We start from the raw sequence: 23,596 nt of genomic DNA, 5'->3' as shown, positions 1-23,596 counted from the left end.
GGCGGCGACGCCATGCGTTGTCCTATCTTGCTGCACCAGCGAGATCAGGGAGACCGACATGGCAATCAACAACATCGCCGATCTGTTCGTGGCAACGCTCGAACAGGCCGGCGTCAAGCGCATCTACGGCATTGTCGGCGACAGCCTGAACGCACTGACCGAGGCGCTGCGCCGCCGCGGCACCATCGAATGGATCCATGTCCGCCACGAGGAGGTCGCAGCGTTTGCGGCCGCCGGCGAAGCCGAGATGACCGGGAGCCTTGCGGTGTGCGCGGGCTCCTGCGGTCCGGGCAATCTGCATCTGATCAACGGCCTGTTCGACGCGCATCGCAGCCGTGTTCCCGTGCTGGCGATCGCGGCGCAAATTCCGACCGCCGAGATCGGCGGCGGCTATTTCCAGGAAACCCATCCGCAGAACCTGTTTCGCGAATGCAGCCATTATTGCGAGCTGGTTTCGGACGCGAGCCAGCTGCCTTACGTGCTGGAGAACGCGATCCGCGCGGCGGTCGGCCTGCGCGGCGTCGCCGTCGTCGCGATGCCCGGCGACGTTGCGTTCCGCAGCCCGCCCAAGCGCGCGCTCTCGACGGCGCGCGGACTTGCACTTGTCGCGCCGAAGGTGGTGCCGCAGGCCGACGAGCTGCAGGCGCTCGCGAATCTCCTCAACGGCGCCGAACGCATCACGCTGTTCTGCGGCCGCGGTTGCGCCGGCGCACATGCGCCGCTGATGCAATTGGCCGAAGCGCTCAAGAGCCCGATCGTGCACGCGCTCGGCGGCAAGGAACATGTCGAATACGACAACCCCTACGACGTCGGCATGACCGGCTTCATCGGCTTCTCCTCGGGCTATGCCGCCATGCATGCCTGCGACGCGCTGGTGATGCTCGGCACCGACTTCCCCTACAAGCAGTTCTTCCCGGCCGATGCGAAGATCGCCCAGATCGACATCCGCCCGGAAAATCTCGGACGGCGCGCCAAGATCGATCTCGGCGTCGTCGGCGACGTCAAGCTGACCATCGAGGCGCTGCTGCCGCTGCTCAAGTCCAAGACGCAGCGAAAACATCTCGACGACGCCGTCGCGCATTACAAGAGGGCGCGCGAAGGTCTGGACTCGCTTGCCAAGGGCACGCCGGGAGCCAAGCCGATCCATCCGCAATATCTCGCAAAGGTCATCAGCGACCATGCGAGCGATGACGCCGTGTTCACCGCCGATGTCGGCACGCCGACGGTGTGGGCGGCGCGCTATCTCGACATGAACGGCCGCCGGCGGCTGATCGGCTCCTTCGTGCACGGCTCGATGGCCAACGCCATGCCGCAGGCGATCGGGGCGCAGGCTGCGCAGCCCGGCCGCCAGGTGATCTCGCTGTCGGGCGACGGCGGCTTCACCATGCTGATGGGCGATCTGATCACGCTGACGCAGGAGAAGCTCCCGGTGAAGGTCGTGGTCTTCAACAACGGCGTGCTCGGCTTCGTCGCGCTGGAGATGAAGGCGGCTGGCTTCGTCGACACCAATGTCGATCTGGAGAATCCCGACTTCGCGGCGATGGCGCGCGCGATGGGCATCTTCGCCAAGCGTGTCGAGGATCCCGGCGAGCTTCCGGGCGCGATGAAGGAGATGCTGGCGCACAACGGACCTGCACTGCTCGACGTCGTCACCGCCAAGCAGGAGCTGTCGATGCCGCCGACCATCACGGCGGAGCAGGTCAAGGGCTTCAGCCTGTGGGTGCTGCGCGCGGTGATGAACGGACGCGGCGACGAGGTGCTCGATCTCGCAAAGACGAACCTGCTGCCGCGCTAACGATCGCGCTCTAGCCCCGCTTCGGCGCCGGCACCTGCAGCCGCTCGTGGCGGCGCTGGAAGCGCTGCCAGTGCAGCACGATGCCGATCAGCAGGGCCGGGACGAAGCCGAGCACGATCAGGAAATGCGGCAGCTCTTTCGGCGAAATGAAGGCCATGGCGATGTCGGATATCAGCCAGAGCGCTGCAAACATCACCGTGAAATCCAGGCGCGGGCAGCGCAGATAGTAGAACACGGCGGTGATGATGATGGCGGGCCCGATGGCGATGCCGATCATCACTGCCGTCAGTTCCTTGGGCGTCAGCGCGTCGAGCACCATCGACGCCAGCAGCCAGAGTGCGGCGAACATGGCAATGATGTCGAGCGGATGCCGCAACCCAATACCTCTCGTGGGAACCGCGCTATCGTCGTGGCCGAGCCCCCCTGCCGTCAAGGGAAAATACGGCTATTCCTCGTCACTTCCGGGCGTCTGGCGTAGCATGAAATGGCCGAAAGCGGTGGCGATCGGCTTGTCCGCATCGTCCTGCCAGGCGCGGGCCTCGAAGGCCACGATGCGGCGGCCCTGTTTCACGATCGAGACGTTGGCGAAGGTATCGAGCGCGCGGCCGGAACGCAGATAGTTGACAGTGAGTCCGATCGGCTTGGGCGGCGCGGCAGCGCCGAGCTCGCGCGCCACGCCGATGATGGCGGTGGTCTCGAGGAACGCGCCGGTCATGCCGCCGTGGATCGCGGGCAGGATCGGATTGCCGATGATCTGCGGCGAGAACGGCATCGTCAGCGTGCCGTCGTCGTTGACGCGGATGCCGAGCGCGCGCGCGAACGGGCTGCGTGCAAACGGGCCGTCCGGATCCTCGGGTGCCTCCAGCGTCGGGATGCTGCGCGCATCCATCCGGCGGTCGGCGAGCATGTTGGTGCGATTGGCGCCAATCATGAAGCAGGCGGTGGCGGTCGCGACCGGCTCGTCCTCGGACTCCTGATAGGCGGTGGCGCGCACGAACGCGATCGAGCGCGTGGTGCGGTAGCAGATCGAATGCGCCTTGATGTCGAGGCCGGGCGTTGCCGGCTTCTGGTAGTCGATGCGCAGATCGAGGGTTGCGATGGCGCGCGTGCCGTCGAGCGCAAGTTGCACCGCCATGCCGCAGCTCTCGTCGAGCATCGCGGTGACGACGCCGCCATGCAGGACGCCGGTTTCGGTGTCGCCGACGAAGACCGGGCGATAGGGCAGGCTGGACCAGGCCTCGCTGGGCGCGAAGCGGTCGAGCTGGAGCCCGCTGATATGGCCGTAGTCGGAGCGGCGGCCCTTGATGGCCTCGGCGAGTTCCTCGAACGGCAGCGTGGTGGGTGGCATGGACATGGCGATGTTCTAGACCAGTGCAGGGCGGCGCGCAAAACCTGCGAATGCGCCTTGCCGGGGGCTTTTGCCCGGACCGGTTTGGCCTCGACAGGGCGGGCCAAAGCAACGATGGTGAACTCTTCGTTCGTCCAATGCCCGCAAGGAGCGCCCATGACCGACCCCGAGACGCCCGGCACCAACCAGGGGCCCGTCACCATTTCGACCAGCAGCTCGGAGCGGGCGCCGATCATCTATTTCGACGGCGCGTCCTGCTTCGGCCATCACAACGGCGCGATCCAGATCGAGCTCGCCGCGAACCTGTTGGTGCCGATCGGTGCCGCCGTCAGGGTCGACGTGGTCCAGACCGCGCACCTGCGCTGCAGTGTGGCCGCCGCGCTGGCGCTGCGCGAAGCACTCGACAAGGCACTCGCGATGTACAAGCAGGGCCAGCAGCAGCCGGCCGAGGTCATTCCCGCGGTGAAGAACTGACGGGCCGTTTGAAGGGCTGATATCTCGCCGCGAAACAGGCCCTCATCCTGAGGGCCCGCCGACGGCGGGCGTCTCGAAGGATGAGCTGCCGGAGGCGATCTCTCAGCTCACATGCACCTTCGGCTTCCGGCCGCCGTTCCACTTGCCGTCGAGCGCGCGCTCGATCTGGGCGGCGAGCTGCAGCAGGAGGCCGTCATTGGCCTGCTTGGCGATGGCCTGGATGCCGAGCGGCAGGTCGTGATCCTGCGCTGCCATCGGCATCGAGATCGCGGGCATGCCGCAGAGATTGGCGAGCGGCGTGAAGGCGAAGAAGCGCCAGAGATTGCCGAACCAGTCGAGCACGTCGGGATTGTCGGAGATGGTGAGATATTCCTTGGTGCCGACCTTCGGCGTCGGCAGCGCGGTGATCGGCGTCAGGATCACGTCCCACTGCTCGAAGAAGCTGCCGAAGCCGCGCGAGGTGGTGTTGAACACGCCCTGCATCTTCGCCCGCTCGGCGAAGGTGGTGTGGCGGCCGGCTTCCCAGATGCGGATGTTCATGGGCTCGATCAGATCTTCCGGCGGCTTCTCCAGCCCGCGCGCCGCGAGCATGTTGGAGATTACGACTGCGAAATTGCTGATGTAGCAGGTGGTCTGTGCCGCGAAGGCGGCGCGGAAGTCGAGCTCGGGCAGCGCGTAGTCGACGTGATGGCCGAGGCCTTCGAGGAAACGCCCGGTCTTCTCCAGCTCGGCGGCGAGCTGCGGCGTCGCGGTGTAGTCGCCCCAAGTATGGGACAGCGCGATGCGAAGTTTGCCGGGATCGCGCTTGATCATTTCCGAATAGGGCTGCGCCGTGGTCCAGAACGGCATGAACTCGCCGGGCGCAGGCCCGCGTGCATGGTCGACGAAGGCGGCGGTATCCCGCACCGAGCGCGACTGGCAGCCCTGGATCGAGACGAGGCCGGTGAGATCGGACATGTGCGGCGCCAGCGAGAACACGCCGCGGGACACCTTCAGGCCGATATTGCCGTTGACGCCGGCGGGAATGCGGATCGAGCCGCCGCCGTCGGTCGCATGCGCGATCGGCACCACGCCCGCCGCCACCATCGCGGCGCTGCCGGCCGACGAGCCGCAGGTGGTGTAGTCGGTGTTCCAGGGATTGCGCGTGACGTAGACGGCGGGATTGTCGGCCGAAGAGCAGACGCCGAATTCCGGTGTCGTGGTACGTCCGATCAAATTGAGCCCAGCCTGGCGGAATTTGCCGGTGAGGAACGTATCGGCCGCCGCGCGATTGCCGCGCATCAGGAGCGAGCCCATCTCCTGCAGCCGGCCCTTCATGGTCGGGCCGAGATCCTTCATCAGGAAGGGCAGGCCGGCGAAGGGACCGGCGAGATTGGCGCCGTCCTTGGCGGGATCGGCGATCACGTCCTCGAACAGCTCGACCACCCCCGACAAGGACGGATTGACCTTGGCGACGCCCGCCGCTGCCTGCCGCGCCAGTTCCTTTGCCGTCAGCTCGCCCTTGCGGACGCGGGCCGCCAGCGCGACGCCATCGTGCTGCGCCCATTCATTCCAGCTCATCGGCAAAGTCATGTCGTCAAAATCCCCTTGGGTAGCGGCGCCACCTTTTTCGCAAGGGGCCGTGTGAATCAACTGAGCCGGGGCGAAGGGCAGGGTTGCGCCCGGCGGAGAGGTCGGCGGGGTCCTTAAGACAGGCGCGCGATGACCGCAACCGGGCCGCCGCCGGCCGGGCCCTGATGCTCGGCGCCGCCGGAAACATAGACCGCGCCGGTGCCGGCGAGACCCGCGATCAGGCCGCCGACAGCGGCGCGGGCGTGGCGTGTCGAGCTGATGTCGGTGTCTTCGAGCATGGTGTGGCGGAAGCCGCGCACGGTGCCATCCGGCGAGGCCTCGGCCTTGGCGAAGATGTTGACGAGCGCGCGGCCCGGCTGCGGCGTGGCGCCAAGCCCGACGCTCTTCAGCGCCGACGTCACCGCCGCGGCATCGATCGCATCGTCCATCACGGCATGCCCGATTTCGAATTCGCTCGCGGATGATGCGGAGTTGCCGAGCACGATGACGACGTTGTGCATCAGCTCGATCCCCGACGAGGTCGAGGCGACGTTCGAGAACAGGTCGTAGCGCCGCAGCACGTCCTCGTCGCGGACATCAGGGCCGATCTCGCCGAGCGCGACCGCAACCCCGAGCGCGGAGGCGCCGCGCGAATAGGCCATCGAGCTGTAGGCGCTCGTCGTCGCCGTCTTGTTGCCGCGCGCGTTTGCTGCTTCGACGCGCTCACTGGTGAGCAGCGGACACTTGATCTGCACGAAATGCACGTCGGCGGGATCGGAAATGCCGGCATCCTGCATCGCGGCTTTCACCGCTTTGGCCGTCTCCGTGATCTGCGCGGAGCGCCCGAGCTCTTCTGGCAGGAAGTCCCGCGTGTGGGCCATGCCGATGCCGAGGCGCTTGCCGGACAGGCCTGCCGGGCGCTCGGCCGCGCTCCGCGTGAATACCGTGAGATGCGGGCTCAGCACGCCTTCGGTGCCGCCCGACATCACGAAGGCGATACGCTGCTCGACCGCCTCCGGCGACAGACCGAGCTTTGGCGCCAGCGCCGTGCACAGCGCGGCCACGGCATATTCCCGGGTGAAATCGTTGACGCCGCCATTGCCTTCGGTCTTGCCGAGGATCGCCAGGATCGATGTCGGGTCGATCGCGCCGGAGCCAATCATGGCCATGAGGCCGGAGACGTCGCCGGGGCCGCTGGTGGCGATCTTGAAGACGCCGACCGATGTGGTGGGCATTGTAGTCCTCGCATGCAGTTCGGTGGTCCGGCGAGGCCAACCAGCCGTGGTACGGGGGCGGCTGTCAATCCCTGTCGTCGTCCTGGCGGAAGTCCGTAGCCCGGATGGAGCGCAGCGTAATCCGGGACCTTCGTGCTTCTGGCGCAAACCCGGATTTCGCTACGCTCCATCCGGGCTACGAGACCTTGCATTGCGATAGCAACCTCCGCCACCCCACGATTGTGGCGAGATCGCATCGCTCCAGCAAAAAAATCCTCTGTCGACGGTTGCGCGCCGCACCTTGATGAATCAACCTTGGTTGGTCCATAAGCGGCGTCCCGCGGCCGGATTTCGGTCTGCGTCGCGTGCTTGGATAGAGGGATTCTCGCGTGGCAAATATCAACCAGAAGATTGCGCAGGAGCTTGGGGTACGGGCGGAGCAGGTCGAGGCGGCGGTGACGCTGCTCGACGGCGGCGCCACGGTTCCCTTCATCGCCCGCTACCGCAAGGAAGCGACCGGTGCGCTCGACGACGCGCAATTGCGCACCCTGGAGGAGCGCCTGGTTTACCTGCGCGAGCTGGAAGACCGCCGCAAGGCCATCCTCGAATCGGTCCGCGAGCAGGGCAAGCTCGACGCCGCGCTGGAAGCCACCATCATGGCCGCCGACAGCAAGGCGCGTCTCGAAGACATCTATCTGCCGTTCAAGCCGAAGCGCCGCACCAAGGCCGAGATCGCCAAGGAGGCCGGCCTCGAGCCGCTCGCCAATCAGCTCATGGCCGAGTCCGGCAACGATCCGAAGGTCGTGGCGGAAGGCTTCATCAACGCCGAGAAGGGCGTTGCCGATGCCGCCGCCGCGCTCGACGGCGCCCGTGCCATCCTCGTCGAGCGCTTCGACGAGGATGCCGACCTGATCGGGAGCTTGCGCGAGGAGATGTGGACCAACGCGCGCATGGCCTCCAAGGTGCGCGAGGGCAAGAAGACCGAAGGCGAGAAGTTCGCCGACTATTTCGAGTTCTCGGAGCCGCTGACCAAGCTGCCCTCGCACCGCATCCTCGCGATGTTCCGCGGCGAGAAGGAAGAGATCCTCGACCTGCAGATCCAGCCCGAGGCGGAGGCGCCGCCGCCGGGCGTGCCCAGCGCCTATGAACTCAAGATCATGAAGCGGTTCGGCATCGCCGACCTCAAGCGCGCCGGCGACCGCTGGCTGATCGACACCGTGCGCTGGGCCTGGCGCACCAAGATCCAGGTGCATCTCAACATCGACCTGCGCATGCGGCTGTGGAATTCGGCCGAGACCGAGGCCGTGCGCGTGTTCGCATCGAACCTGCGCGACCTCCTGCTGGCGGCGCCCGCCGGCACCCGCGCCACCATGGGGCTCGACCCCGGTTACCGCACCGGCGTCAAGGTTGCGGTCACCGACGCGACCGGCAAGGTGGTCGATACCGCCGTGATCTATCCGCATGAGCCGCAGCGGCAGTGGAACGAGTCGCTGGCGACACTGGGCCGGCTCGCGATGAAGCATCGCGTCGAGCTGATCGCGATCGGCAACGGCACGGCCTCGCGCGAAACCGACAAGCTCGCAGGCGATCTCGTCAAGGGTCTCGCCGAGCTGAAGATGAACAAGATCGTGGTGTCGGAAGCCGGCGCGTCGGTCTACTCGGCCTCGGCCTTCGCCTCGGAGGAGCTGCCCGGCCTCGACGTCACCCTGCGCGGCGCGGTTTCGATCGCGCGGCGCCTGCAGGATCCGCTCGCCGAGCTCGTCAAGATCGAGCCCAAGGCGATCGGCGTCGGCCAGTATCAGCACGATCTCGGCCAGGCCAAGCTCGCCAAATCGCTCGATGCCGTGGTCGAAGACTGCGTGAACGCCGTCGGCGTCGACGTCAACACCGCTTCGGCGCCGCTGCTGGCGCGGGTGTCGGGCGTCGGCTCCGGCCTGGCCCAGAGCATCGTGGCGCACCGCGACGCCAACGGCCCGTTCAAGTCGCGCAAGGCGCTCAAGGACGTGCCGCGGCTCGGCCCGAAGGCGTTCGAGCAGTGCGCGGGCTTCCTGCGCATCCTCGGCGGCGAGGACCCGCTCGATGCCTCGGGCGTGCATCCCGAAGCCTATCCGGTGGTGCGCCGGATTCTCGAGGCGACCAAGAGCGACATCAAGGCGCTGATCGGCAGCAGCGAGATCGTCCGCACGCTGAAGCCGAAGGATTTCGTCGACGAGACTTTTGGTCTGCCGACCGTCACCGACATTTTGAAGGAGTTGGAAAAGCCCGGCCGCGATCCGCGCCCGGCGTTCAAGGCCGCCGTGTTCAAGGAGGGCGTCGAAGAGATCAAGCACCTCCAGAAGGGCATGATCCTCGAAGGCACCGTGACCAACGTCGCCGCCTTCGGCGCCTTCGTCGATATCGGCGTGCACCAGGACGGCCTCGTCCACATCTCGGCGATGTCGAAGAACTACATCAAGGATCCGCGCGAGGTGGTGAAGCCCGGCGACATCGTCAAGGTGAAGGTGCTGGACTTCGAGGTCGCCCGCAAGCGCATCTCGCTGACCCTGCGCCTCGACGACGAGGTCGGCGCCAAGAAGGACGCCCCCGGCATGCAGCGCGACAACAGCTCGCGCAACGCCAGCCGCATGACCTCGTCGGCGCCGCGCAAGCAGGAATCCTCCGGCGGCGGCGCGCTCGCCGAGGCGATGCGCCGCGCGGCGGAGAAGAACAACGGCAAGCGGGCGTAGCTCTTAACCTCTCCCCGCCTTTTTGCGGGGAGAGGTCGGACCGCGTTAGCGATCCGATGACAGGCTCCGCGAAGCAATCCAGGCTGTCTCCGCGGAAACAGTCTGGATTGCTTCGTCGCAAGAGCTCCTCGCAATGACGAGGAGAGAGCGTGGCGCGTCCCCTCCCTAACTCCCGCGTCAGAATCTGGCGTGTTTGTAAGTTGAAGGGCGCTTCCTCTCGTCTGATCCTCCTCGTGCGGCACGGAGACTGCCGCGCTGCAAGGAGGATGCTTCGATGCACAACAGGCTTCTCAAGGGCCTCACCGCGGTGGTCGTCGCCGCGACGATGGCGCTCGCGTCACCGGTGCTGGCCCGTGGCGGCGGCGGTGGCGGCCATGGCGGCGGCTTCGGCGGCGGAGGTCACGGCGGCTTTGGCGGTGGCGGCCATTTCGGCGGCGGGCATTTCGGTGGCGGCATGCACGCGGGCGGTTTCGGCGGCATGCGTGTCGGCGGCATGGGCGGCGCCCGGTTTGTCGGCGGTCCCGCCTTCGGCGGCGCGCGCTTCGCCCATGCGGCGATCGGGCCGCGCTTTGCCGGCGCCGGCTGGCACGGCCATCACGGCTTCTTCCGCCATCACCACTTCCGTCGTTTCGCCGTCTTCGGCGCGCCTTTCCTCTACGCCGGCTACGATGACGGCTGCTGGCGCAGGAACTGGACGCCCTGGGGATGGCGATGGGTCAATGTGTGCGGAGACTACTGGTAGTCGCATCGCCGTACCGCACCATTGTCGCGATCGCCATCGGACAGTTCCGCTCAGCCCCGGAACGGGATAGTCTGGTGGCGATCGTCGCGCGGAGTTTTGCATGACCGGAGGTCACCGCCGCATCCTGGTCGTCGAGGACGATCCGGAAACCGCAGGCCAGCTCGTCGAGGAGCTGACGACCTCCGGCTATGAGGTCGACCTCGCCGCCACCGGGCGCGAAGCCCTGAGCCACGGCGCCGCGCGCGACTATGCCGTGATCACCATCGACCGCATGCTGCCCGACATCGACGGCATCACCGTGATGCGCCAATTGCGCGACGACGGCATCGCCGCCCCCTTCCTGATCATCTCCGCGCTCGGCGAGGTCGATGACCGCGTCCGGGGCTTGCGTGCCGGCGGCGACGACTACCTCGTCAAGCCGTTCTCCTTCATCGAGCTGCTGGCCCGGCTCGAAGCCCTCGGCCGGCGCAGCGACGTCATCGCCAAGGAGACGCTGCTGCGCGTCGGCGACCTCGCCGTCGACCTGATTGCGCGCGCTGCCTTCCGCCGCGGCCGCAAGATCCCGTTGCTGCCGCGCGAATTCCAGCTGCTCGAATATCTCGTCCGCAACGAAGGCCGCGTGGTCTCCCGCGCGATGCTGCTGCAGCATGTCTGGGACCTGCATTTCGATCCCTCCACCAACATCATCGACGTCTATGTCGGACGCGTCCGTCGCAAGGTGGACGATGCCCAGGCCTATCCGCTGATCCACACCATCCGCGGCATCGGATATTGCCTCCGTGCTCCTGGCTAACACGCTTCGCTCATCGACCTTCCGCCTGGCGCTGATGGCGATCGCCGCATTCGGGCTGATCGTCGCGGCGATCATGGCCTACGTCTATGTTGGGACGCTCGCCTATGTCGAGCGCCAGCTCGGTACTGCCGTCGATCATGACGGCTTCACCGGCATGATCGAGCTTGCGATGGTCGCTGTCGCCGTGCTGCTCCTCGCCCTCGCCGGGCTTGCGGCGGTGCTGGTGACACGGCGCACGGTCGGCCGTATCGAAGAGATCAACGCCACCAGCCGCGCCATCATGCTGTCCGGCCTCGACCGGCGCATCCCCTTGCGCGGCAGCCACGACGAGTGGGACCGCGTCGCCGAAAACCTCAACCAGATGCTCGACCGCATCGAGACGCTGATGGGCGAGGTGAAGCAGGTCAGCGATAACGTCGCCCACGATCTGCGCACGCCGCTGACGCGCATGCGCGGCCGGCTGGAGAAGGCCTATCATGCCCCGCGCAACAGCGCGGGCGATGCCGCCCTGATCGGCGACACCATCGCCGATCTCGACGCCGTGCTCGGCATGTTCGCCTCCATCACCCGCATCTCGGAGATTGAGACGCGGGCCCGCCGGAGCGCCTTTCGCGCGCTGAACCTGACGGAAATCGCAGGCGAGGTGGTCGAGCTCTACGACGCCGCGGCCGAGCAGGTCGCGACGCAGCTCGTTCTGGAGGGGGATCGCGAGGTGCCGGTGACCGGCGACCGCGACCTCCTGTTCGATGCCGTCGCCAATCTCGTCGACAACGCGATCAAGCACGGCTGCAAAGGCGGCCAGGTGACGGTGACCTGCCGCAGCGCCGATGGCAGCGCCGAGATCGCGATCACCGACGACGGCCCGGGCATTCCCGCCGAACAACGCGAGCACGTCTTCAAGCGCTTCTACCGGCTCGAGCAGAGCCGCTACACGCCGGGCAACGGCCTCGGTCTCAGCCTCGTCGCCGCGGTGGCGCGTCTTCATGGCGCCGAGATCGCGTTGCACGACAATGCGCCGGGCCTGACGGTCCAGCTCCGCTTCCCCAAGACCTCGGCGCCATAACGCTCATCATAGTTCGATCACGCCGCGGCGCGCCGCGTGGGCCACTGCATCGGTGCGACCGGTCGCATCGAGCTTGTCGAGCAGCGAGCCGACATGGAATTTCACGGTGTGCACGGAGATGCCGAGCCGCCGCGCGATCATCTTGTTGGAGGCGCCCTCGGCCATCAGCGCCAGCACGTCGAGCTCGCGCTGCGTCAGCGCGATGTCCGCGGGCATGCTCCGCACATCGCGGGCGACGATCGCCGCGGCAGCCTGCTCGCCGGGTGCGGCGAGGCGAATCCCGGCGACATTGCCGAGCAATGCCGCCAGGCGATCGGCCAGCGCGGGATCGTCGATCTCCAGCGACAATACGATCTCGGCCGTCTTGTCCGCGCTCACGCCTCCGGCCTCTCGCCGACCGTGACCTTGAAGCTGACCGGCTCGCCGCCGCGGCGCACCGCCACATCGACGATTGCGCCGACGCTGGCCGGACCCAGCGTCCGCGACAGCGCGCGCACGCCCGACAGCTTCTGGTCGTTGACGGCCACGATCACGTCGCCCTGGCGGATGCCGGCCGCAGCCGACGGACCGGCCTTGTCGACATTCATCACCATCGCGCCGACGCCGTCGTCCAGCCGCACCGGCTGGAGGCCGAGGCCGAGATAGCCGCGGGCGATGCGGCCGCGCGCCTCGAGCTGCGGCGCGACGCGCTCGATCGTCGCGGCCGGTATTACCAGCACCCGCCGCGGTCCGAGCACTGCCATGCCGAAGGCGCCGCCCGATGCGTCGAGCGCGAGGCCGCCCTGCTGGCTGCCGCCGAGGCGGACGTCGAGCTCGATCCGGGCGTCGATGTCGCCGCCGCGAAGCGAGCGCCAGCCCTTGCCGGACGCCGAGACCATTCCGAGCGCGGCGCTCGGGGCCTCGCGGTGGGTGGCGACCACGATCGACAACGCGCCGAGCGGCGGCACCGTGGCGTCCAGCTTGACCGGCGCGAGCGCGATGTCGGCGCGCAGCAGCGCGATGTCGGTCGTATGGTCGCGGCCGGCGATCGTGGCGGCGACCCGGCTGCCGTCGGCGAGGCCGATCTCGACCTCGCCCTCGTCGGCCAGTACCTCGTCGGCGGTGACGATGAGCCCGCTCCTCCAGACGAAGCCGGTTGAGCGGGAGCGATGCGAATGCACGGAGACGACGGACGGCGCGGCGCGCGCCACCACGTCCGCGAGCGCGGACGACAGCGAGGACAGAGAAGTTGAGTCGGTCATGGCGAGCTCCTGAACGTTGTCCTCAATCTGGGATGTCGCGGGCGATTGCGAAACTGGCCGGGTGGCCAGGATTCGAACCAGGACGGGCCTCCGTAGGACCACGGCCGACGAACATGTGATTGGGAGCCCTTCACGGGAACGTGTAGCTATCCCGAAATTGCGCCCCATGGCCTCCAGGATTTCAGCGAGCCTCGCCCGATGACCATCGACCTCACCCGCCGCACCCTGCTTCAACTTGCCGGCGCCAGCTCGCTCGCGATGGCGGCCGCCGCGGCCGCGCGCGCCGAGGGCAACCCGCAAGGCGGCGGCCCGACCTATGCCAGCCGGACGCCGATGCGGGTCGGCATGGTCACGCTCCGGGTCAAGAATCTCGACAAGGTCGCGGACTACTATCGCGACGTGATCGGGCTCACCGTGATGGAGCGCTCGTCGGCGACCGCAAGGCTCGGCACGGCCGGCATTACGCTGCTGGTGCTGGAGGCCCGTCCCGATGCCGCGATCGAGCAGCGCACCGCCGCCGGCCTCTACCACACCGCCTTCCTGATGCCGACGCGCAAGGACCTGGCGCGTTGGCTGGTGAACGCGGCCGCGCATCGCGTCAAGCTGTCGGGCTTTGCCGATCACCTGGTCTCTGAATCCGTCTATCTCGACGACCCCGAAGGCAACGGCATCGAGGTCTATGCCGACCGCGATCCCTCGCAATGGCAGTGGAGCGAGGGCAGCGTGAAGATGGCGACCGACGAGCTCAACATCCCCGATTTGCTGTCGCTGACCAATACGCGCGTTCCCGACTATGCCAAGGCGCCGGACGGGCTGCGCGTCGGCCACATGCATCTGCGTGTCGGCGATCTCGCCGAGGCCGAGCGATTCTATCACGGCACGGTCGGCCTCGACCCGACCCGCAAGCGCAACGGCGCGGCGTTCCTGTCGTCGGGGCGCTACCACCATCACCTCGGCATGAATGTCTGGCAGAGCGAGGGCGCCGGCCAGCGCGACGAATCCGCGACCGGGCTCGCCTGGTTCTCGCTGGTGATGGCGAAGCAGGAGCTGCTCGCCGCCCAGGAAGAGCGTCTGCGCAAGAGCGGCGTGAAGGTCACCGCGCTTGCCGATGGCCTGGAGGCGATCGATCCCTGGGGCACGCGGGTGCGCCTGCTCAAGGTTTGATCGCCGGGGCGGGCATTGCTAATACCTCCGGGGTGCCAGCCTCCGGAGCCCCGACATGTCCGAATTCCACGGCGTCTTTCCCTACCTCGTCTCCCCCGTCGATGCCGATGGCAACGTTCGGACCAACGTGCTCGCAAGGCTCTGCGACGATTTGATCGGCGCCGGCGTGCATGGACTGACGCCGCTGGGCTCGACCGGCGAGTTCGCCTACCTGAATGCCGCGCAGCGGAGCGCGATCGTCAAGTCCACGATCGAAGCCGCGAAGGGCCGCGTGCCTGTTGTGGCCGGGGTCGCCTCCACCTCGACCGCGGATGCGGTGGCGCAGGCGAGGGCGTATCAAAAACTCGGTGCCAACGGCATCCTGGCGATCCTGGAAGCCTATTTCCCGCTGACCGATGCCCAGGTGGAATCCTACTTCCGCGCCATCGCGGATGCCGTGGACATTCCCGTCGTCATCTACACCAACCCGCAATTCCAGCGCTCCGACCTGACCCTCGACACCATCGCGCGCCTCGCCGAACATCCGCGCATCGGCTACATCAAGGACGCCTCGACCAATACCGGCCGGCTGCTCTCGATCATGAACCGCTGCGGCGATGCCTTGCGCGTGTTCTCGGCCTCCGCGCACATCCCGGCGGCGGTGATGCTGATCGGCGGGGTCGGCTGGATGGCGGGCCCGGCCTGCATCATCCCGCGCCAGAGCGTTCAGCTCTACGACCTCGGCAGGGCCGGCCGCTGGGACGAGGCCATGGCGCTCCAGCGCAGGCTGTGGCGCATCAACGAGGCCTTCGCCCGCTTCAACCTCGCCGCCTGCATCAAGGCCGGGCTGGCGATCCAGGGCTACGACGTCGGCGATCCCGTCCCGCCGCAGGCCCCGCTGACATCAGATGCGCGCAAGGTCGTGGAGGCGGCGCTCAGGGAGCTCTCTCCATAGTCGTCATTCCGGGGCGATGCGCAGCATCGAACTATGGTGCGCAGTTGCGCACCTGAGAATCTCGAGATTCCGGGTTCGTCCTTTGGACGCCCCGGAATGACGTCCCATGAGAAGCCGGGCATGACGAAACCGCGGATATCCCGCCTAAATCCGTGGCTGGCATGCCTCTGGTCGATCCGCTAAAAGGCTGCCCGCAGTTTCGAAAAGACCCTGAGGACCCCACGGAATGAACATTCTTCCCGGCAATTTGCGTTTCGGAGCGGGCCAGCCCGTCAAGCGTTTGGAAGACCAGCGGCTGCTGACCGGGAAGGGGCAATTCATCGACGACAAGCCGGAAGATGGCGCGTTGTGGTTGCATGTGCTGCGCTCGCCGCATGCGCATGCCAAGATCGTCTCGATCGACACCAGCGCTGCGGCCGCGATGCCGGGCGTTGCCGCGGTCTACACCGGTGCGGACCTGATCAAGGACGACATCGGCACCATCCCGACCCTGAGCATCTTCAAGCGCCCCGACGGCAAGCCGATGACGGTGCCGCCGCGCCGCCTGCTCGCCCATGAGATCGTGCGCTATGCCGGCGAGGCCGTCGCTGCGGTGGTTGCCGCCTCGCGCGCCGACGCGCAGAGCGCGGCGGAAGCGATCGTGGTCGAATACGACGTTCAGCCTGCGGTGGTCGATCCCGTCGAAGCCGTGAAGCCCGGCGCGCCCGTGGTGTGGCCGGAGGCGCCCGACAACATCGTCGGCGCGATGAGCTATGGCGATGCCGCCAAGGCGGACGAGGCGTTCGCCAAGGCCGCCCACACCGTCGAGCTCGACATCGTCAGCCAGCGCCTCGTGCCCTCGGCGATGGAGCCGCGCTCGACCATTGCCGAGATCGACAAGAAGACCGGACGTCTGCTGCTGCATGTGCAGTCGCAGACCCCGGCCTCGACCCGCGACGTGCTGGCGGAAGCCGTGCTCAAGCGTCCCAAGGACAGCGTGCGCGTGCTGGTCGGCGACATCGGCGGCGGCTTCGGCCAGAAGACCAACCTTTATCCCGAGGACGGCATCGTCGCCTACGCCGCGACCAAGCTGAACAAGAAGATCCGCTGGCGCGGCGACCGCACCGACGAGTTCGTCGGTGGCACCCATGGCCGCGATCTGACCTCGACGGCATCGTTTGCGCTCGACGAGAAGGGCAAGGTGCTGGCCTATCGCGTCAAGTCGATCGGCTGCACCGGCGCTTATTCCTCGGGCGCGGCCAACATCATTCCGCTGGTGCTCGGGCCGTTCGTGCAGACCGGCGTCTACGACCTGCCGCTGGTGCATTTCGAGGTGCAGTCGGTGATGACCCACACCGCGCCGGTCGGTGCCTATCGCGGCGCGGGCCGTCCCGAAGCCGTGTTCATCGTCGAGCGTCTCTTTGATGCCGCAGCCCGCAAGATCGGCATGGATCCGCGTGCGATCCGGAAAGCGAACTACATCAAGCCGGGTCAGCTGCCCTATACCAACGCGGCCGGGCAGGTTTACGATTCCGGCGCCTTCGCCCACATGCTCGACCGCGCCGTCAAGCTCGCCGACTGGGACGGCTTTGCCGCGCGCAAGAAGGCTGCGAAGAAGAAGGGCCTGCTCTACGGACGCGGGCTCACCTCCTACATCGAGTGGACCGGCGGCCGCGCGCACACCGAGAAGGTCAGCCTGCATGCGACCTCGCAGGGCCGCGTCGTGCTGCATTCCGGCACCATGGCGATGGGGCAGGGGCTGCAGACCACCTACACCCAGATGATCTCCGACACGCTCGGCATTGCCATGGACAAGATCGACGTCGTCCAGGGCGACACGGATCTCGCCATGGGTTTTGGCAGCGTCGGCTCGCGCTCGCTGTTCGTCGGCGGCACGGCGGTCGCGGTCTCCTCCAACGACCTGATCCAGAAGGCGCGCGAGAAGGCGGCCAACGTGCTGGAGACCTCGGTCGAGGACATCGAGTATCAGGGCGGCATGCTCACCGTGGTCGGCACCGACCGCCGCATCAGCCTGTTCGATCTCGCCGAGAAGGAAGGCGGCGCCAAGCTCAGCGTCGATTCGGAAGGTGAGGTGGACGGACCGAGCTGGCCGAACGGCACCCATATCTGCGAGGTCGAGATCGATCCGGAGACCGGCGTCTCCAAGGTCGTGCGCTACACCACCGTCGATGATGTCGGTGTCGCCGTGAACCCGATGCTGGTTACCGGCCAGATCCATGGCGGCGTCGCGCAGGGCATCGGCCAGGCACTGTATGAGGGCGTGTCCTACGATGCCGACGGCCAGCTCCTCACCGCGAGCTACCAGGATTACTGCATCCCGCGCGCCGACGACGTGCCCGCAATCGTGGTGACGCTGGACGATTCCGCGCCCTGCCGCACCAATCCGCTCGGTGCCAAGGGCTGCGGCGAATCCGGCGCCATCGGCGGCCCGCCTTGCGTCACCAACGGCGTGATGGATGCGCTCGCCGAACTCGGCATCACCCAGCTCAACACGCCCCTGACGCCGCAGAAGATCTGGCATGCGATCAGGGACGCGAAGGCGGGGTAATTCGGCTCGGCTGTTGCCTCAAACTCGATGTCGTCCCGGCGAAGGCCGGGACCCATACTCCCAGGCAGGAGTGAGGCGCGAGCTAGTCACCACCAACCTTCGCCAAATTGAACTCGGTGGTTATGGGTCCCGGCCTTCGCCGGGACGACGGCGGAGTGTGGAACTGGCTGCTATAGCCCGGATGGAGCGAAGCGAAATCCGGGGCCGCTGCCTCGCCGAAACACCGTCCCGGATTGCGCTGCGCTCCATCCGGGCTACTAGCCCTAAATCCCCAGCATCATCTTCGCAATGATGTCGCGCTGGATCTCCGAGGTGCCGCCGAAGATCGTGTAGGCCCGCCCGTTGAGATATTCCGGCACCACGGTCAGCATGTCCTCGGGCGTCGCCGGCTCGTGGTTGAGCTTGTAGAGCGGGCGCATCGGCTCGACGGCGAGGGCGTCGTGGCCGATCACGTCGACGCCCAGCCGCGTCACGGCCTGGCGGATCTCGCTGTTGCGCAGCTTCAGGATCGACGACACCGCGCCGGGATTCTGTCCGGTCTGCAGCGCCGAGAGCACGCGCAGCTCGGTCATCTCCAGCGCATCGATGTCGACCTCGACTTCGGAGATGCGGCTCGCGATATCGGGGCTGTCGATGGCGCGGCCGGTCAGGTCGGATTCGGCGAGCTCGGCGATCGCCTTCAGCCCCTCGCGCAGCTTGGCCGAGGCGATGCCGGAGCCGCGCTCGAACTCGAGCAGATATTTGCCGTAGGTCCAGCCCTTGCCCTCATCGCCGACGCGGTTGGCGACGGGCACGCGCACGTCGTCGAAGAACACCTGGTTGACCTCATGGTCGCCGCCGATGGTGAGGATCGGGCGCGTGGTGATGCCCGGCGTCGTCATGTCGATCAGGATGAAGCTGATGCCGTCCTGCTGGCGCTCGCCGTCGCTGGTGCGCACCAGCGCGAACATGCGGTTGGCGTGATGCGCATGCGTGGTCCAGATCTTGGTGCCGTTGATGATGTAGTCGTCACCGTCCCGCACCGCGCGCGTCTTCAGCGAGGAGAGGTCGGACCCCGAGCCCGGCTCGGAATAGCCCTGGCACCAATAGTCCTCGCCGGAGAGGATGCGCGGCAGGTAGAAGTTCTTCTGCTCAGGGCTCCCGAAGCCGATGATGACGGGGCCGACCATCTTCACACCCATGACGTTGACATTGGGCACGCCGGCCCGCGCGGACTCGGTCTCGAAAATCCAGCGCTGCGCCGGCGTCCAGTCCGGACCGCCATATTCGACCGGCCAGCCCGGCGCGCCCCAGCCCTGCCTGTGCAGCGCGCGCTGCCAGGCCATGCCGATATCGGGGTCGGAGAACACCGACGGTGTCAGCGCGGTGGCGCGCTTCATCTCGTCGGTGAGATTTTTGGCGATGAAGCCGCGCACCTCGCTCTGGAAGGCGCGCTCTTCGGCATTGAACGTCAGGTCCATGATGCGCTCCTACTGTCAGGCGGGCACGGATGTGCGGCCAAGCTGGGCGTGGCGGGCATAGTGATGCGCGCTGCCGCCGAACAGCGCGTCGAAGGCGACGAGGCGCTTGAAATAGGCGCCGACCTCGAGCTCCTCGGTGACGCCCATGCCGCCGTGAAGCTGGATCGACTGCTCGCCGACGAAGCGCGCGCATTTGCCGATCTTCGCTTTCGCGCCGGAAGCCGCCCGTGCGCGATCCAGTGGCGGGCTCTCCACCTTCAACGCCGCCCGCAGCGCCATCGAGCGTGACTCGTCCACCTGCATCGCCATGTCGGCAAGGCGATGGCGGATCACCTGGTTGGCGGAGAGCGGCCGTCCGAACTGTTTTCGAATCTTGGTATATTCCAGCGTGGTGTCGAGCAGCGTCTGCATGATGCCGACGGCTTCCGCACCGAGAGCGGCCATGGCGCGGTCGACGGCCCATTCGATCGCGGGCAGGGCGTCGTGTCCGTCGCCGAGCAGCGCGTCGTCCGGCAGCTCCACACCTGACAGCTCGATGTTGCAGGCCCGGCCGCCACCGAGGCGCTGATAGTCGCTGATCGAAAGGCCTGGTGCGGTCGCCCGCACCAGGAACAGTCCGATCCGTCCCGAAGGGCCGTGATGATCATGGATCAGCGCCGACACGATGATCTCATCGGCGGCGTGACCGTCGAGCACCGCGATCTTGCTGCCGGCAAGGCGCCAGCCCTGCGACGTCTTGTTCGCGGTGGTCGCGACCTTGGCAAGATCGAACCGCGCGGCGCGCTCGGAATGCGCAAAGGCCAGCTTCAGCGAGCCGTCCGCGACCTTGGGCAGGATGGCCTGCTTCTGGGCTGCACTGCCGCATCGATCGATCAGCGCCGCGCCCAGCACCACCGTTGCCACATAGGGCTCCGACACCAGCCCGCGGCCGAACGCTTCCATCAGGATGCCGATCTCGACCGCGCCACCACCGAGCCCGTCGAACTCCTCGGGGATCGGCAGCGCGAGCCAGCCGAGCTCGGCGAACTGTTTCCAGACCGCCGGACTGTATCCGAGCGGATCGTTCGCCATCTTGCGGCGGTGATCGGCATCGTAGCTCTCGGCTACAAAACGCTCCACGCTTTCGCGCAACAGCTTTTGCTCGTCGCTGAGGTTGAGATCCATGGTGTCTACTCCGCGGCCGCCGGCGGCTTGCGCACGGAGGGATGCAAACCCGATGGATCGACGATCATGCCGAACTCCTGGAGATTGTGGGCGTGACAGAGCTGATGCAGCGCAAAGGCCTGGTCGATCGCGGCGGGCTGCCCCATCACGTCGACCGAACGGTTCACCGCTTCCTTGGTGAGCTTGAGCGCGAACGACGGCTTTGATGCGATCCGGCGCGCCAGCTCCAGCACACGCGCCGACAGCTCCGCGCGCGGCACCACCTGGTTGACCATGCCGAGCTGATGCGCCTCCTGCGCGCTCCAGCTGTCGGCGGTGAACAGGAACTCCTTGGCCTTGCGCGGGCCGAGCTCCCAGGGATGCACGAACCATTCGACGCCGCAGACGCCCATGGTGACGACAGGGTCGCAGAACTGCGCATCGTCGCTGGCGACGATGAGGTCGCAGGCCCAGGCCAGCATCAATCCGCCCGCGATGCACTTGCCGTGCACCTCGGCAATGGTCGGCTTTGCCAGATTGCGCCAGCGGCGCGTGATCTGGAGATATATTTCCTGCTCGCGCGCGAAGCGGCCATGGGCATTCGGTTGGGCGAAGCCGCCCCAATTTCCGATCGGCGGAAAATCCGTGCCGGCGGTGTTCTTGCCGCCCGGCCGCAGATCGTGGCCGGAGGAGAAATGCGGCCCGTTGCCGGCGAGGATGATCACCTTGACCGCGTCGTCCTGCACCGCCTCGTCGAAGGCGGCGTTGAGGTCGTAGGTCATCTGCAGGTTCTGCGCGTTGCGCGCCTCGGGCCGGTTCATCACGACACGGACGATCGCCGGCTCCGGCCTCTCCACGAGGATGGTCTCGAACGAGCTCATCGCGCTCTCCCCTGGCGTTTTTCGTCTTGTTGCCGAGAGTTGACTATGTCGCCTGCGGATAGGCAAGAGGCTTGCGTAAATCGGCTGCTTTTCACGCTCAATCTGCTACTTTGCGCCAGATTCCACCGGGAGAAATTTAATGCGCAAGATCCTGACCGTGCTGGCGGCGTTGGCCTCGCTGAGCCTGACCAATTGCGGCTACAACGCGATCCAGAGCGAGGACGAGCAGATCAAGTCGAACTGGTCCGAGGTCGTGAACCAGTATCAGCGCCGCGCCGATCTGGTGCCCAACCTCGTCAACTCGGTGAAGGGTTTTGCCCAGCAGGAAAAGGACGTGCTGCTCGGCGTCACCAATGCCCGCGCCAAGGTCGGCAGCATCCAGGCGACGCCGGAGGTCTTGAACGACCCCGCCGCGTTCCAGAAGTTCCAGGCCGCCCAGGGCGAGCTCTCAAGCGCGCTGTCGCGGCTGCTTGTGGTCACGGAAAACTACCCGCAGCTCAAGTCGGACGCGCTGTTCAAGGATTTGATGTCGCAGCTGGAGGGCACCGAGAACCGCATCACGGTCGCCCGCAACCGCTACATCAAGGCGGTGCAGGACTATAACATCACCATCCGCTCGTTCCCGTCCAACCTCACCGCGATGGCGTTCGGCTACAAGGAGAAGCCGAACTTCTCGGTCGCGAACGAGAAGGAGATCTCGACCGCGCCGAAGGTGGATTTCAACCCGGCCCCCGCGCCGTCGAAGTAAGCGCGCGCCGTTTTTTCGAATGCGCTTCACCCCACCCACAACTGTCATTCCCCGCGAAGGCGGGGAATCCAGTACGCCGCGGCTTCACGGTTCAAGCACTGCCGCCTCTGGAATACTGGATCGCCCGCCTTCGCGGGCGATGACAGCGATGTTGTGGCGGGCGATCGCCGTATTCGCGCTCATCCTCACCTTGGCCGTCTCCCTCACGCCCGCCTCCGCCGACGTCGCCGTCCCCCAGCTCACCGGCCGCGTGGTCGACCAGACCGGGACGCTGTCCAGCGGCGACATTGCCGCGCTCACGCAAAAACTGCGCGATTTCGAGACGCGCAAGGGCAGTCAGGTCGCCGTCCTGATCGTGCCGACGACGCAGCCGGAGACGATCGAGCAATATTCGATCCGCGTTGCGGAGGCCTGGAAGATCGGCCGCAAGAAGGTCGACGACGGCGCGATCCTCGTCGTCGCCAAGAACGACCGGCATTTGCGCATCGAGGTCGGCTACGGCCTCGAAGGCGCGCTCACCGACGTCACCTCGCGGCGGATCATCGACGAGATCATCACGCCGAAATTCAGGACCGGCGATTTCGGCGGCGGCATCTCCGATGGTGTCGATCGCATGATCAAGGTGATCGACGGCGAGCCGCTGCCCGTTCCGTCCCCCACGGTGAATTTCGGCAATATCGACGATCTCGCGCCGCTCTTCATCGTCACATTGTTCGCCTCCCTCGGTGTCGGCGGGTTCTTCCGTGCCATGCTGGGTCGGCTGGTCGGATCGTTGGCGACCGGCGGCATCATCGCGGTGCTGAGCTGGATCATTCTCGGCTCGGCCGCGCTGGCGCTGGCGCTCGGCGCCGTCGGTTTCGTCATCGGGTTCATTGCCGATCTATTTTCTGCAATGGGGCCAGCCACGCGGTCGTCGCGCGGGGGCTCGTGGTCGAGCGGCTCGTCGGGAGGCGGCTGGAGCAGCGGATCGTCGAGCAGCGACAGCGGCAGCTTCAGCGGCGGGGGCGGCAGTTTCGGCGGCGGCGGCGCCTCGGGGAGCTGGTAGCGGTCATGAGCATCAAGCGCATTGCCACACATCTCGTGCAGCATCATTGGCGGGCCAGGCAGATCTTCCCGCAAGCCGTCCTCGACCGCATCGAACAGGCGATCCGGCAGGGCGAGAGCACGCATTCCGGGCAGGTCCGCTTCGTGGTCGAAGGCGCGCTCGACGGCGGCTCGCTGTTCCGCAACCAGCCGGCGCGCGATCGGGCGCTCGACGTGTTCTCGCATCTGCGCATCTGGGACACTGCGCACAACAACGGTGTCCTCATCTATCTCCTGCTCGCTGACCGCGATGTCGAGATCATCGCCGACCGCGGCATCGACGCGAAGGTGGGCGGTGAAGGCTGGGAGCGCATCTGCCGTGCGATGGAGGCCGAGTTCGCCTCGGGCCGGTTCGAGCAGGGTGTGATCGGCGGCATCGCCGCAGTGTCGCGCGAGCTGGCACGGCATTTTCCGCCGCAGGGCCCGCATGCGAACGAGCTGCCGGATGCGCCGGTCGTGATGTAGTCCGCCGCTCCAGCCGCCGTCATTGCGAGCGCAGCGAAGCAATCCAGACCGTCCGCCGCGGCGAGACTCTGGATTGCTTCGTCGCTTCGCTCCTCGCAATGACGATGTGGCAGCAGCGCGCTCTCCACTTTCTCCGTCACCCTGAGGCGCGAGCGCAGCGAGCCTCGAAGGGCGACGGCCCGGCTGCATCCGCTCGGCCGTTCATCCTTCGAGGCTCCCGCTG

Annotated in this window: 21 protein-coding genes; 12 read left to right on the top strand and 9 right to left on the bottom strand. The window is 66.9% G+C overall.

The window, feature by feature from the left end:
- Nucleotides 1–58: 58 nt before the first annotated feature.
- Nucleotides 59–1,795, top strand: coding sequence for a ubiquinone-dependent pyruvate dehydrogenase (gene poxB / locus JQ617_RS33455; protein ID WP_212030095.1), 1,737 nt, complete (start codon nucleotides 59–61; stop codon nucleotides 1,793–1,795).
- A 10-nt stretch (nucleotides 1,796–1,805) separates the two neighbouring features.
- On the opposite strand, the gene JQ617_RS33450 is transcribed toward poxB, so the two are convergent.
- Together JQ617_RS33450 and JQ617_RS33445 are read right to left on the bottom strand one after the other, a co-directional pair.
- On the bottom strand, nucleotides 1,806–2,171 hold the full coding sequence (locus tag JQ617_RS33450; protein ID WP_212030094.1) for a hypothetical protein: 366 nt from the start codon (nucleotides 2,169–2,171) through the stop codon (nucleotides 1,806–1,808).
- 69 nt (nucleotides 2,172–2,240) lie between these two features.
- A complete protein-coding gene (locus JQ617_RS33445) occupies nucleotides 2,241–3,149 on the bottom strand; it encodes a PaaI family thioesterase (protein WP_212030093.1) in 909 nt (302 codons plus the stop codon).
- Between the two features lie 150 nt (nucleotides 3,150–3,299).
- Here JQ617_RS33445 and JQ617_RS33440 point away from each other — a divergent pair, with 150 nt between their 5' ends.
- Complete coding sequence (locus tag JQ617_RS33440; protein ID WP_063693936.1) at nucleotides 3,300–3,617, top strand: hypothetical protein; 318 nt, start codon at nucleotides 3,300–3,302, stop codon at nucleotides 3,615–3,617.
- A 102-nt stretch (nucleotides 3,618–3,719) separates the two neighbouring features.
- Here the strand turns inward: JQ617_RS33440 and JQ617_RS33435 are convergent, their stop codons facing one another.
- Nucleotides 3,720–5,189 carry an amidase gene (locus tag JQ617_RS33435; RefSeq protein WP_212030092.1) on the bottom strand — a complete coding sequence of 490 codons (1,470 nt, stop codon included), beginning with the start codon at nucleotides 5,187–5,189 and terminating at the stop codon, nucleotides 3,720–3,722.
- 113 nt (nucleotides 5,190–5,302) lie between these two features.
- Nucleotides 5,303–6,403, bottom strand: a complete 1,101-nt coding sequence (gene atzD, locus JQ617_RS33430) for a cyanuric acid amidohydrolase (RefSeq protein WP_212030091.1) — start codon at nucleotides 6,401–6,403, stop codon at nucleotides 5,303–5,305.
- Nucleotides 6,404–6,771: 368 nt separating this feature from the next.
- Between atzD and JQ617_RS33425 the strand changes: the two genes are divergently transcribed.
- From JQ617_RS33425 to JQ617_RS33410, 4 genes are all read left to right on the top strand, one after another.
- Complete coding sequence (locus tag JQ617_RS33425; RefSeq protein WP_212030090.1) at nucleotides 6,772–9,108, top strand: Tex family protein; 2,337 nt, start codon at nucleotides 6,772–6,774, stop codon at nucleotides 9,106–9,108.
- Between the two features lie 274 nt (nucleotides 9,109–9,382).
- Nucleotides 9,383–9,850, top strand: a complete 468-nt coding sequence (locus JQ617_RS33420; protein ID WP_212030089.1) for a hypothetical protein — start codon at nucleotides 9,383–9,385, stop codon at nucleotides 9,848–9,850.
- A 100-nt stretch (nucleotides 9,851–9,950) separates the two neighbouring features.
- Entirely contained in the window at nucleotides 9,951–10,643 is a 693-nt protein-coding gene (locus tag JQ617_RS33415; RefSeq protein ID WP_212030088.1) for a response regulator transcription factor, read from the top strand.
- Nucleotides 10,630–11,706: a sensor histidine kinase gene (locus tag JQ617_RS33410; RefSeq protein WP_212030087.1), complete on the top strand. Its 1,077-nt coding sequence runs from the start codon at nucleotides 10,630–10,632 to the stop codon at nucleotides 11,704–11,706. Before JQ617_RS33415 ends, JQ617_RS33410 begins: the two co-directional genes overlap by 14 nt.
- A 6-nt stretch (nucleotides 11,707–11,712) precedes the next feature.
- Here JQ617_RS33410 and JQ617_RS33405 read toward each other — a convergent pair whose 3' ends face one another.
- Nucleotides 11,713–12,084, bottom strand: a complete 372-nt coding sequence (locus JQ617_RS33405) for a response regulator transcription factor (protein WP_212030086.1) — start codon at nucleotides 12,082–12,084, stop codon at nucleotides 11,713–11,715.
- A complete protein-coding gene (locus JQ617_RS33400) occupies nucleotides 12,081–12,947 on the bottom strand; it encodes a S1C family serine protease (protein ID WP_212030085.1) in 867 nt (288 codons plus the stop codon). The genes JQ617_RS33405 and JQ617_RS33400 overlap by 4 nt, the downstream gene beginning before the upstream one ends.
- Nucleotides 12,948–13,145: 198 nt before the next feature.
- Between JQ617_RS33400 and JQ617_RS33395 the strand changes: the two genes are divergently transcribed.
- The 3 genes from JQ617_RS33395 (at nucleotide 13,146) to JQ617_RS33385 (ending at nucleotide 17,593) form a co-directional block, all read left to right on the top strand.
- Nucleotides 13,146–14,111, top strand: coding sequence for a VOC family protein (locus JQ617_RS33395; RefSeq protein ID WP_212030084.1), 966 nt, complete (start codon nucleotides 13,146–13,148; stop codon nucleotides 14,109–14,111).
- 55 nt (nucleotides 14,112–14,166) lie between these two features.
- Nucleotides 14,167–15,045 carry a dihydrodipicolinate synthase family protein gene (locus JQ617_RS33390; protein WP_212030083.1) on the top strand — a complete coding sequence of 293 codons (879 nt, stop codon included), beginning with the start codon at nucleotides 14,167–14,169 and terminating at the stop codon, nucleotides 15,043–15,045.
- A gap of 226 nt (nucleotides 15,046–15,271) precedes the next feature.
- Nucleotides 15,272–17,593 (top strand): xanthine dehydrogenase family protein molybdopterin-binding subunit, encoded by a 2,322-nt coding sequence (locus JQ617_RS33385; protein ID WP_212030082.1) that lies wholly within the window; start codon nucleotides 15,272–15,274, stop codon nucleotides 17,591–17,593.
- A 263-nt stretch (nucleotides 17,594–17,856) separates the two neighbouring features.
- Here the strand turns inward: JQ617_RS33385 and JQ617_RS33380 are convergent, their stop codons facing one another.
- Genes JQ617_RS33380 through JQ617_RS33370 form a run of 3 tightly spaced genes read right to left on the bottom strand, consistent with a single transcriptional unit; the run spans nucleotide 17,857 to nucleotide 21,077 of the window.
- On the bottom strand, nucleotides 17,857–19,053 hold the full coding sequence (locus JQ617_RS33380) for an acyl-CoA dehydrogenase family protein (RefSeq protein WP_063693924.1): 1,197 nt from the start codon (nucleotides 19,051–19,053) through the stop codon (nucleotides 17,857–17,859).
- A gap of 15 nt (nucleotides 19,054–19,068) precedes the next feature.
- On the bottom strand, nucleotides 19,069–20,217 hold the full coding sequence (locus JQ617_RS33375) for an acyl-CoA dehydrogenase family protein (RefSeq protein WP_212030081.1): 1,149 nt from the start codon (nucleotides 20,215–20,217) through the stop codon (nucleotides 19,069–19,071).
- A gap of 5 nt (nucleotides 20,218–20,222) precedes the next feature.
- A complete protein-coding gene (locus JQ617_RS33370; RefSeq protein ID WP_212030080.1) occupies nucleotides 20,223–21,077 on the bottom strand; it encodes an enoyl-CoA hydratase in 855 nt (284 codons plus the stop codon).
- A gap of 139 nt (nucleotides 21,078–21,216) precedes the next feature.
- On the opposite strand from JQ617_RS33370, the gene JQ617_RS33365 reads away from it, so the two are divergent.
- The 3 genes from JQ617_RS33365 (at nucleotide 21,217) to JQ617_RS33355 (ending at nucleotide 23,373) form a co-directional block, all read left to right on the top strand.
- On the top strand, nucleotides 21,217–21,825 hold the full coding sequence (locus JQ617_RS33365; RefSeq protein WP_212030079.1) for a LemA family protein: 609 nt from the start codon (nucleotides 21,217–21,219) through the stop codon (nucleotides 21,823–21,825).
- 139 nt (nucleotides 21,826–21,964) lie between these two features.
- On the top strand, nucleotides 21,965–22,870 hold the full coding sequence (locus tag JQ617_RS33360; RefSeq protein WP_212030078.1) for a TPM domain-containing protein: 906 nt from the start codon (nucleotides 21,965–21,967) through the stop codon (nucleotides 22,868–22,870).
- Between the two features lie 5 nt (nucleotides 22,871–22,875).
- Nucleotides 22,876–23,373, top strand: a complete 498-nt coding sequence (locus JQ617_RS33355; RefSeq protein ID WP_212030077.1) for a TPM domain-containing protein — start codon at nucleotides 22,876–22,878, stop codon at nucleotides 23,371–23,373.
- Nucleotides 23,374–23,596: the final 223 nt, after the last annotated feature.

It is taken from the genome of Bradyrhizobium sp. KB893862 SZCCT0404 (assembly GCF_018130885.1).
GTDB lineage: Bacteria > Pseudomonadota > Alphaproteobacteria > Rhizobiales > Xanthobacteraceae > Bradyrhizobium > Bradyrhizobium stylosanthis.
This window is presented reverse-complemented; position numbering and strand designations above follow the sequence as displayed.

Coding starts and splice junctions, on each gene's coding strand:
- poxB (WP_212030095.1), top strand. CDS start 59: ATGGCAATCAACAACATCGCCGATCTGTTCGTGGCAACGCTCGAACAG.
- JQ617_RS33445 (WP_212030093.1), bottom strand. CDS start 3,149: ATGTCCATGCCACCCACCACGCTGCCGTTCGAGGAACTCGCCGAGGCC.
- JQ617_RS33440 (WP_063693936.1), top strand. CDS start 3,300: ATGACCGACCCCGAGACGCCCGGCACCAACCAGGGGCCCGTCACCATT.
- JQ617_RS33435 (WP_212030092.1), bottom strand. CDS start 5,189: ATGACTTTGCCGATGAGCTGGAATGAATGGGCGCAGCACGATGGCGTC.
- atzD (WP_212030091.1), bottom strand. CDS start 6,403: ATGCCCACCACATCGGTCGGCGTCTTCAAGATCGCCACCAGCGGCCCC.
- JQ617_RS33420 (WP_212030089.1), top strand. CDS start 9,383: ATGCACAACAGGCTTCTCAAGGGCCTCACCGCGGTGGTCGTCGCCGCG.
- JQ617_RS33415 (WP_212030088.1), top strand. CDS start 9,951: ATGACCGGAGGTCACCGCCGCATCCTGGTCGTCGAGGACGATCCGGAA.
- JQ617_RS33400 (WP_212030085.1), bottom strand. CDS start 12,947: ATGACCGACTCAACTTCTCTGTCCTCGCTGTCGTCCGCGCTCGCGGAC.
- JQ617_RS33395 (WP_212030084.1), top strand. CDS start 13,146: ATGACCATCGACCTCACCCGCCGCACCCTGCTTCAACTTGCCGGCGCC.
- JQ617_RS33390 (WP_212030083.1), top strand. CDS start 14,167: ATGTCCGAATTCCACGGCGTCTTTCCCTACCTCGTCTCCCCCGTCGAT.
- JQ617_RS33385 (WP_212030082.1), top strand. CDS start 15,272: ATGAACATTCTTCCCGGCAATTTGCGTTTCGGAGCGGGCCAGCCCGTC.
- JQ617_RS33380 (WP_063693924.1), bottom strand. CDS start 19,053: ATGGACCTGACGTTCAATGCCGAAGAGCGCGCCTTCCAGAGCGAGGTG.
- JQ617_RS33375 (WP_212030081.1), bottom strand. CDS start 20,217: ATGGATCTCAACCTCAGCGACGAGCAAAAGCTGTTGCGCGAAAGCGTG.
- JQ617_RS33370 (WP_212030080.1), bottom strand. CDS start 21,077: ATGAGCTCGTTCGAGACCATCCTCGTGGAGAGGCCGGAGCCGGCGATC.
- JQ617_RS33365 (WP_212030079.1), top strand. CDS start 21,217: ATGCGCAAGATCCTGACCGTGCTGGCGGCGTTGGCCTCGCTGAGCCTG.
- JQ617_RS33360 (WP_212030078.1), top strand. CDS start 21,965: ATGACAGCGATGTTGTGGCGGGCGATCGCCGTATTCGCGCTCATCCTC.
- JQ617_RS33355 (WP_212030077.1), top strand. CDS start 22,876: ATGAGCATCAAGCGCATTGCCACACATCTCGTGCAGCATCATTGGCGG.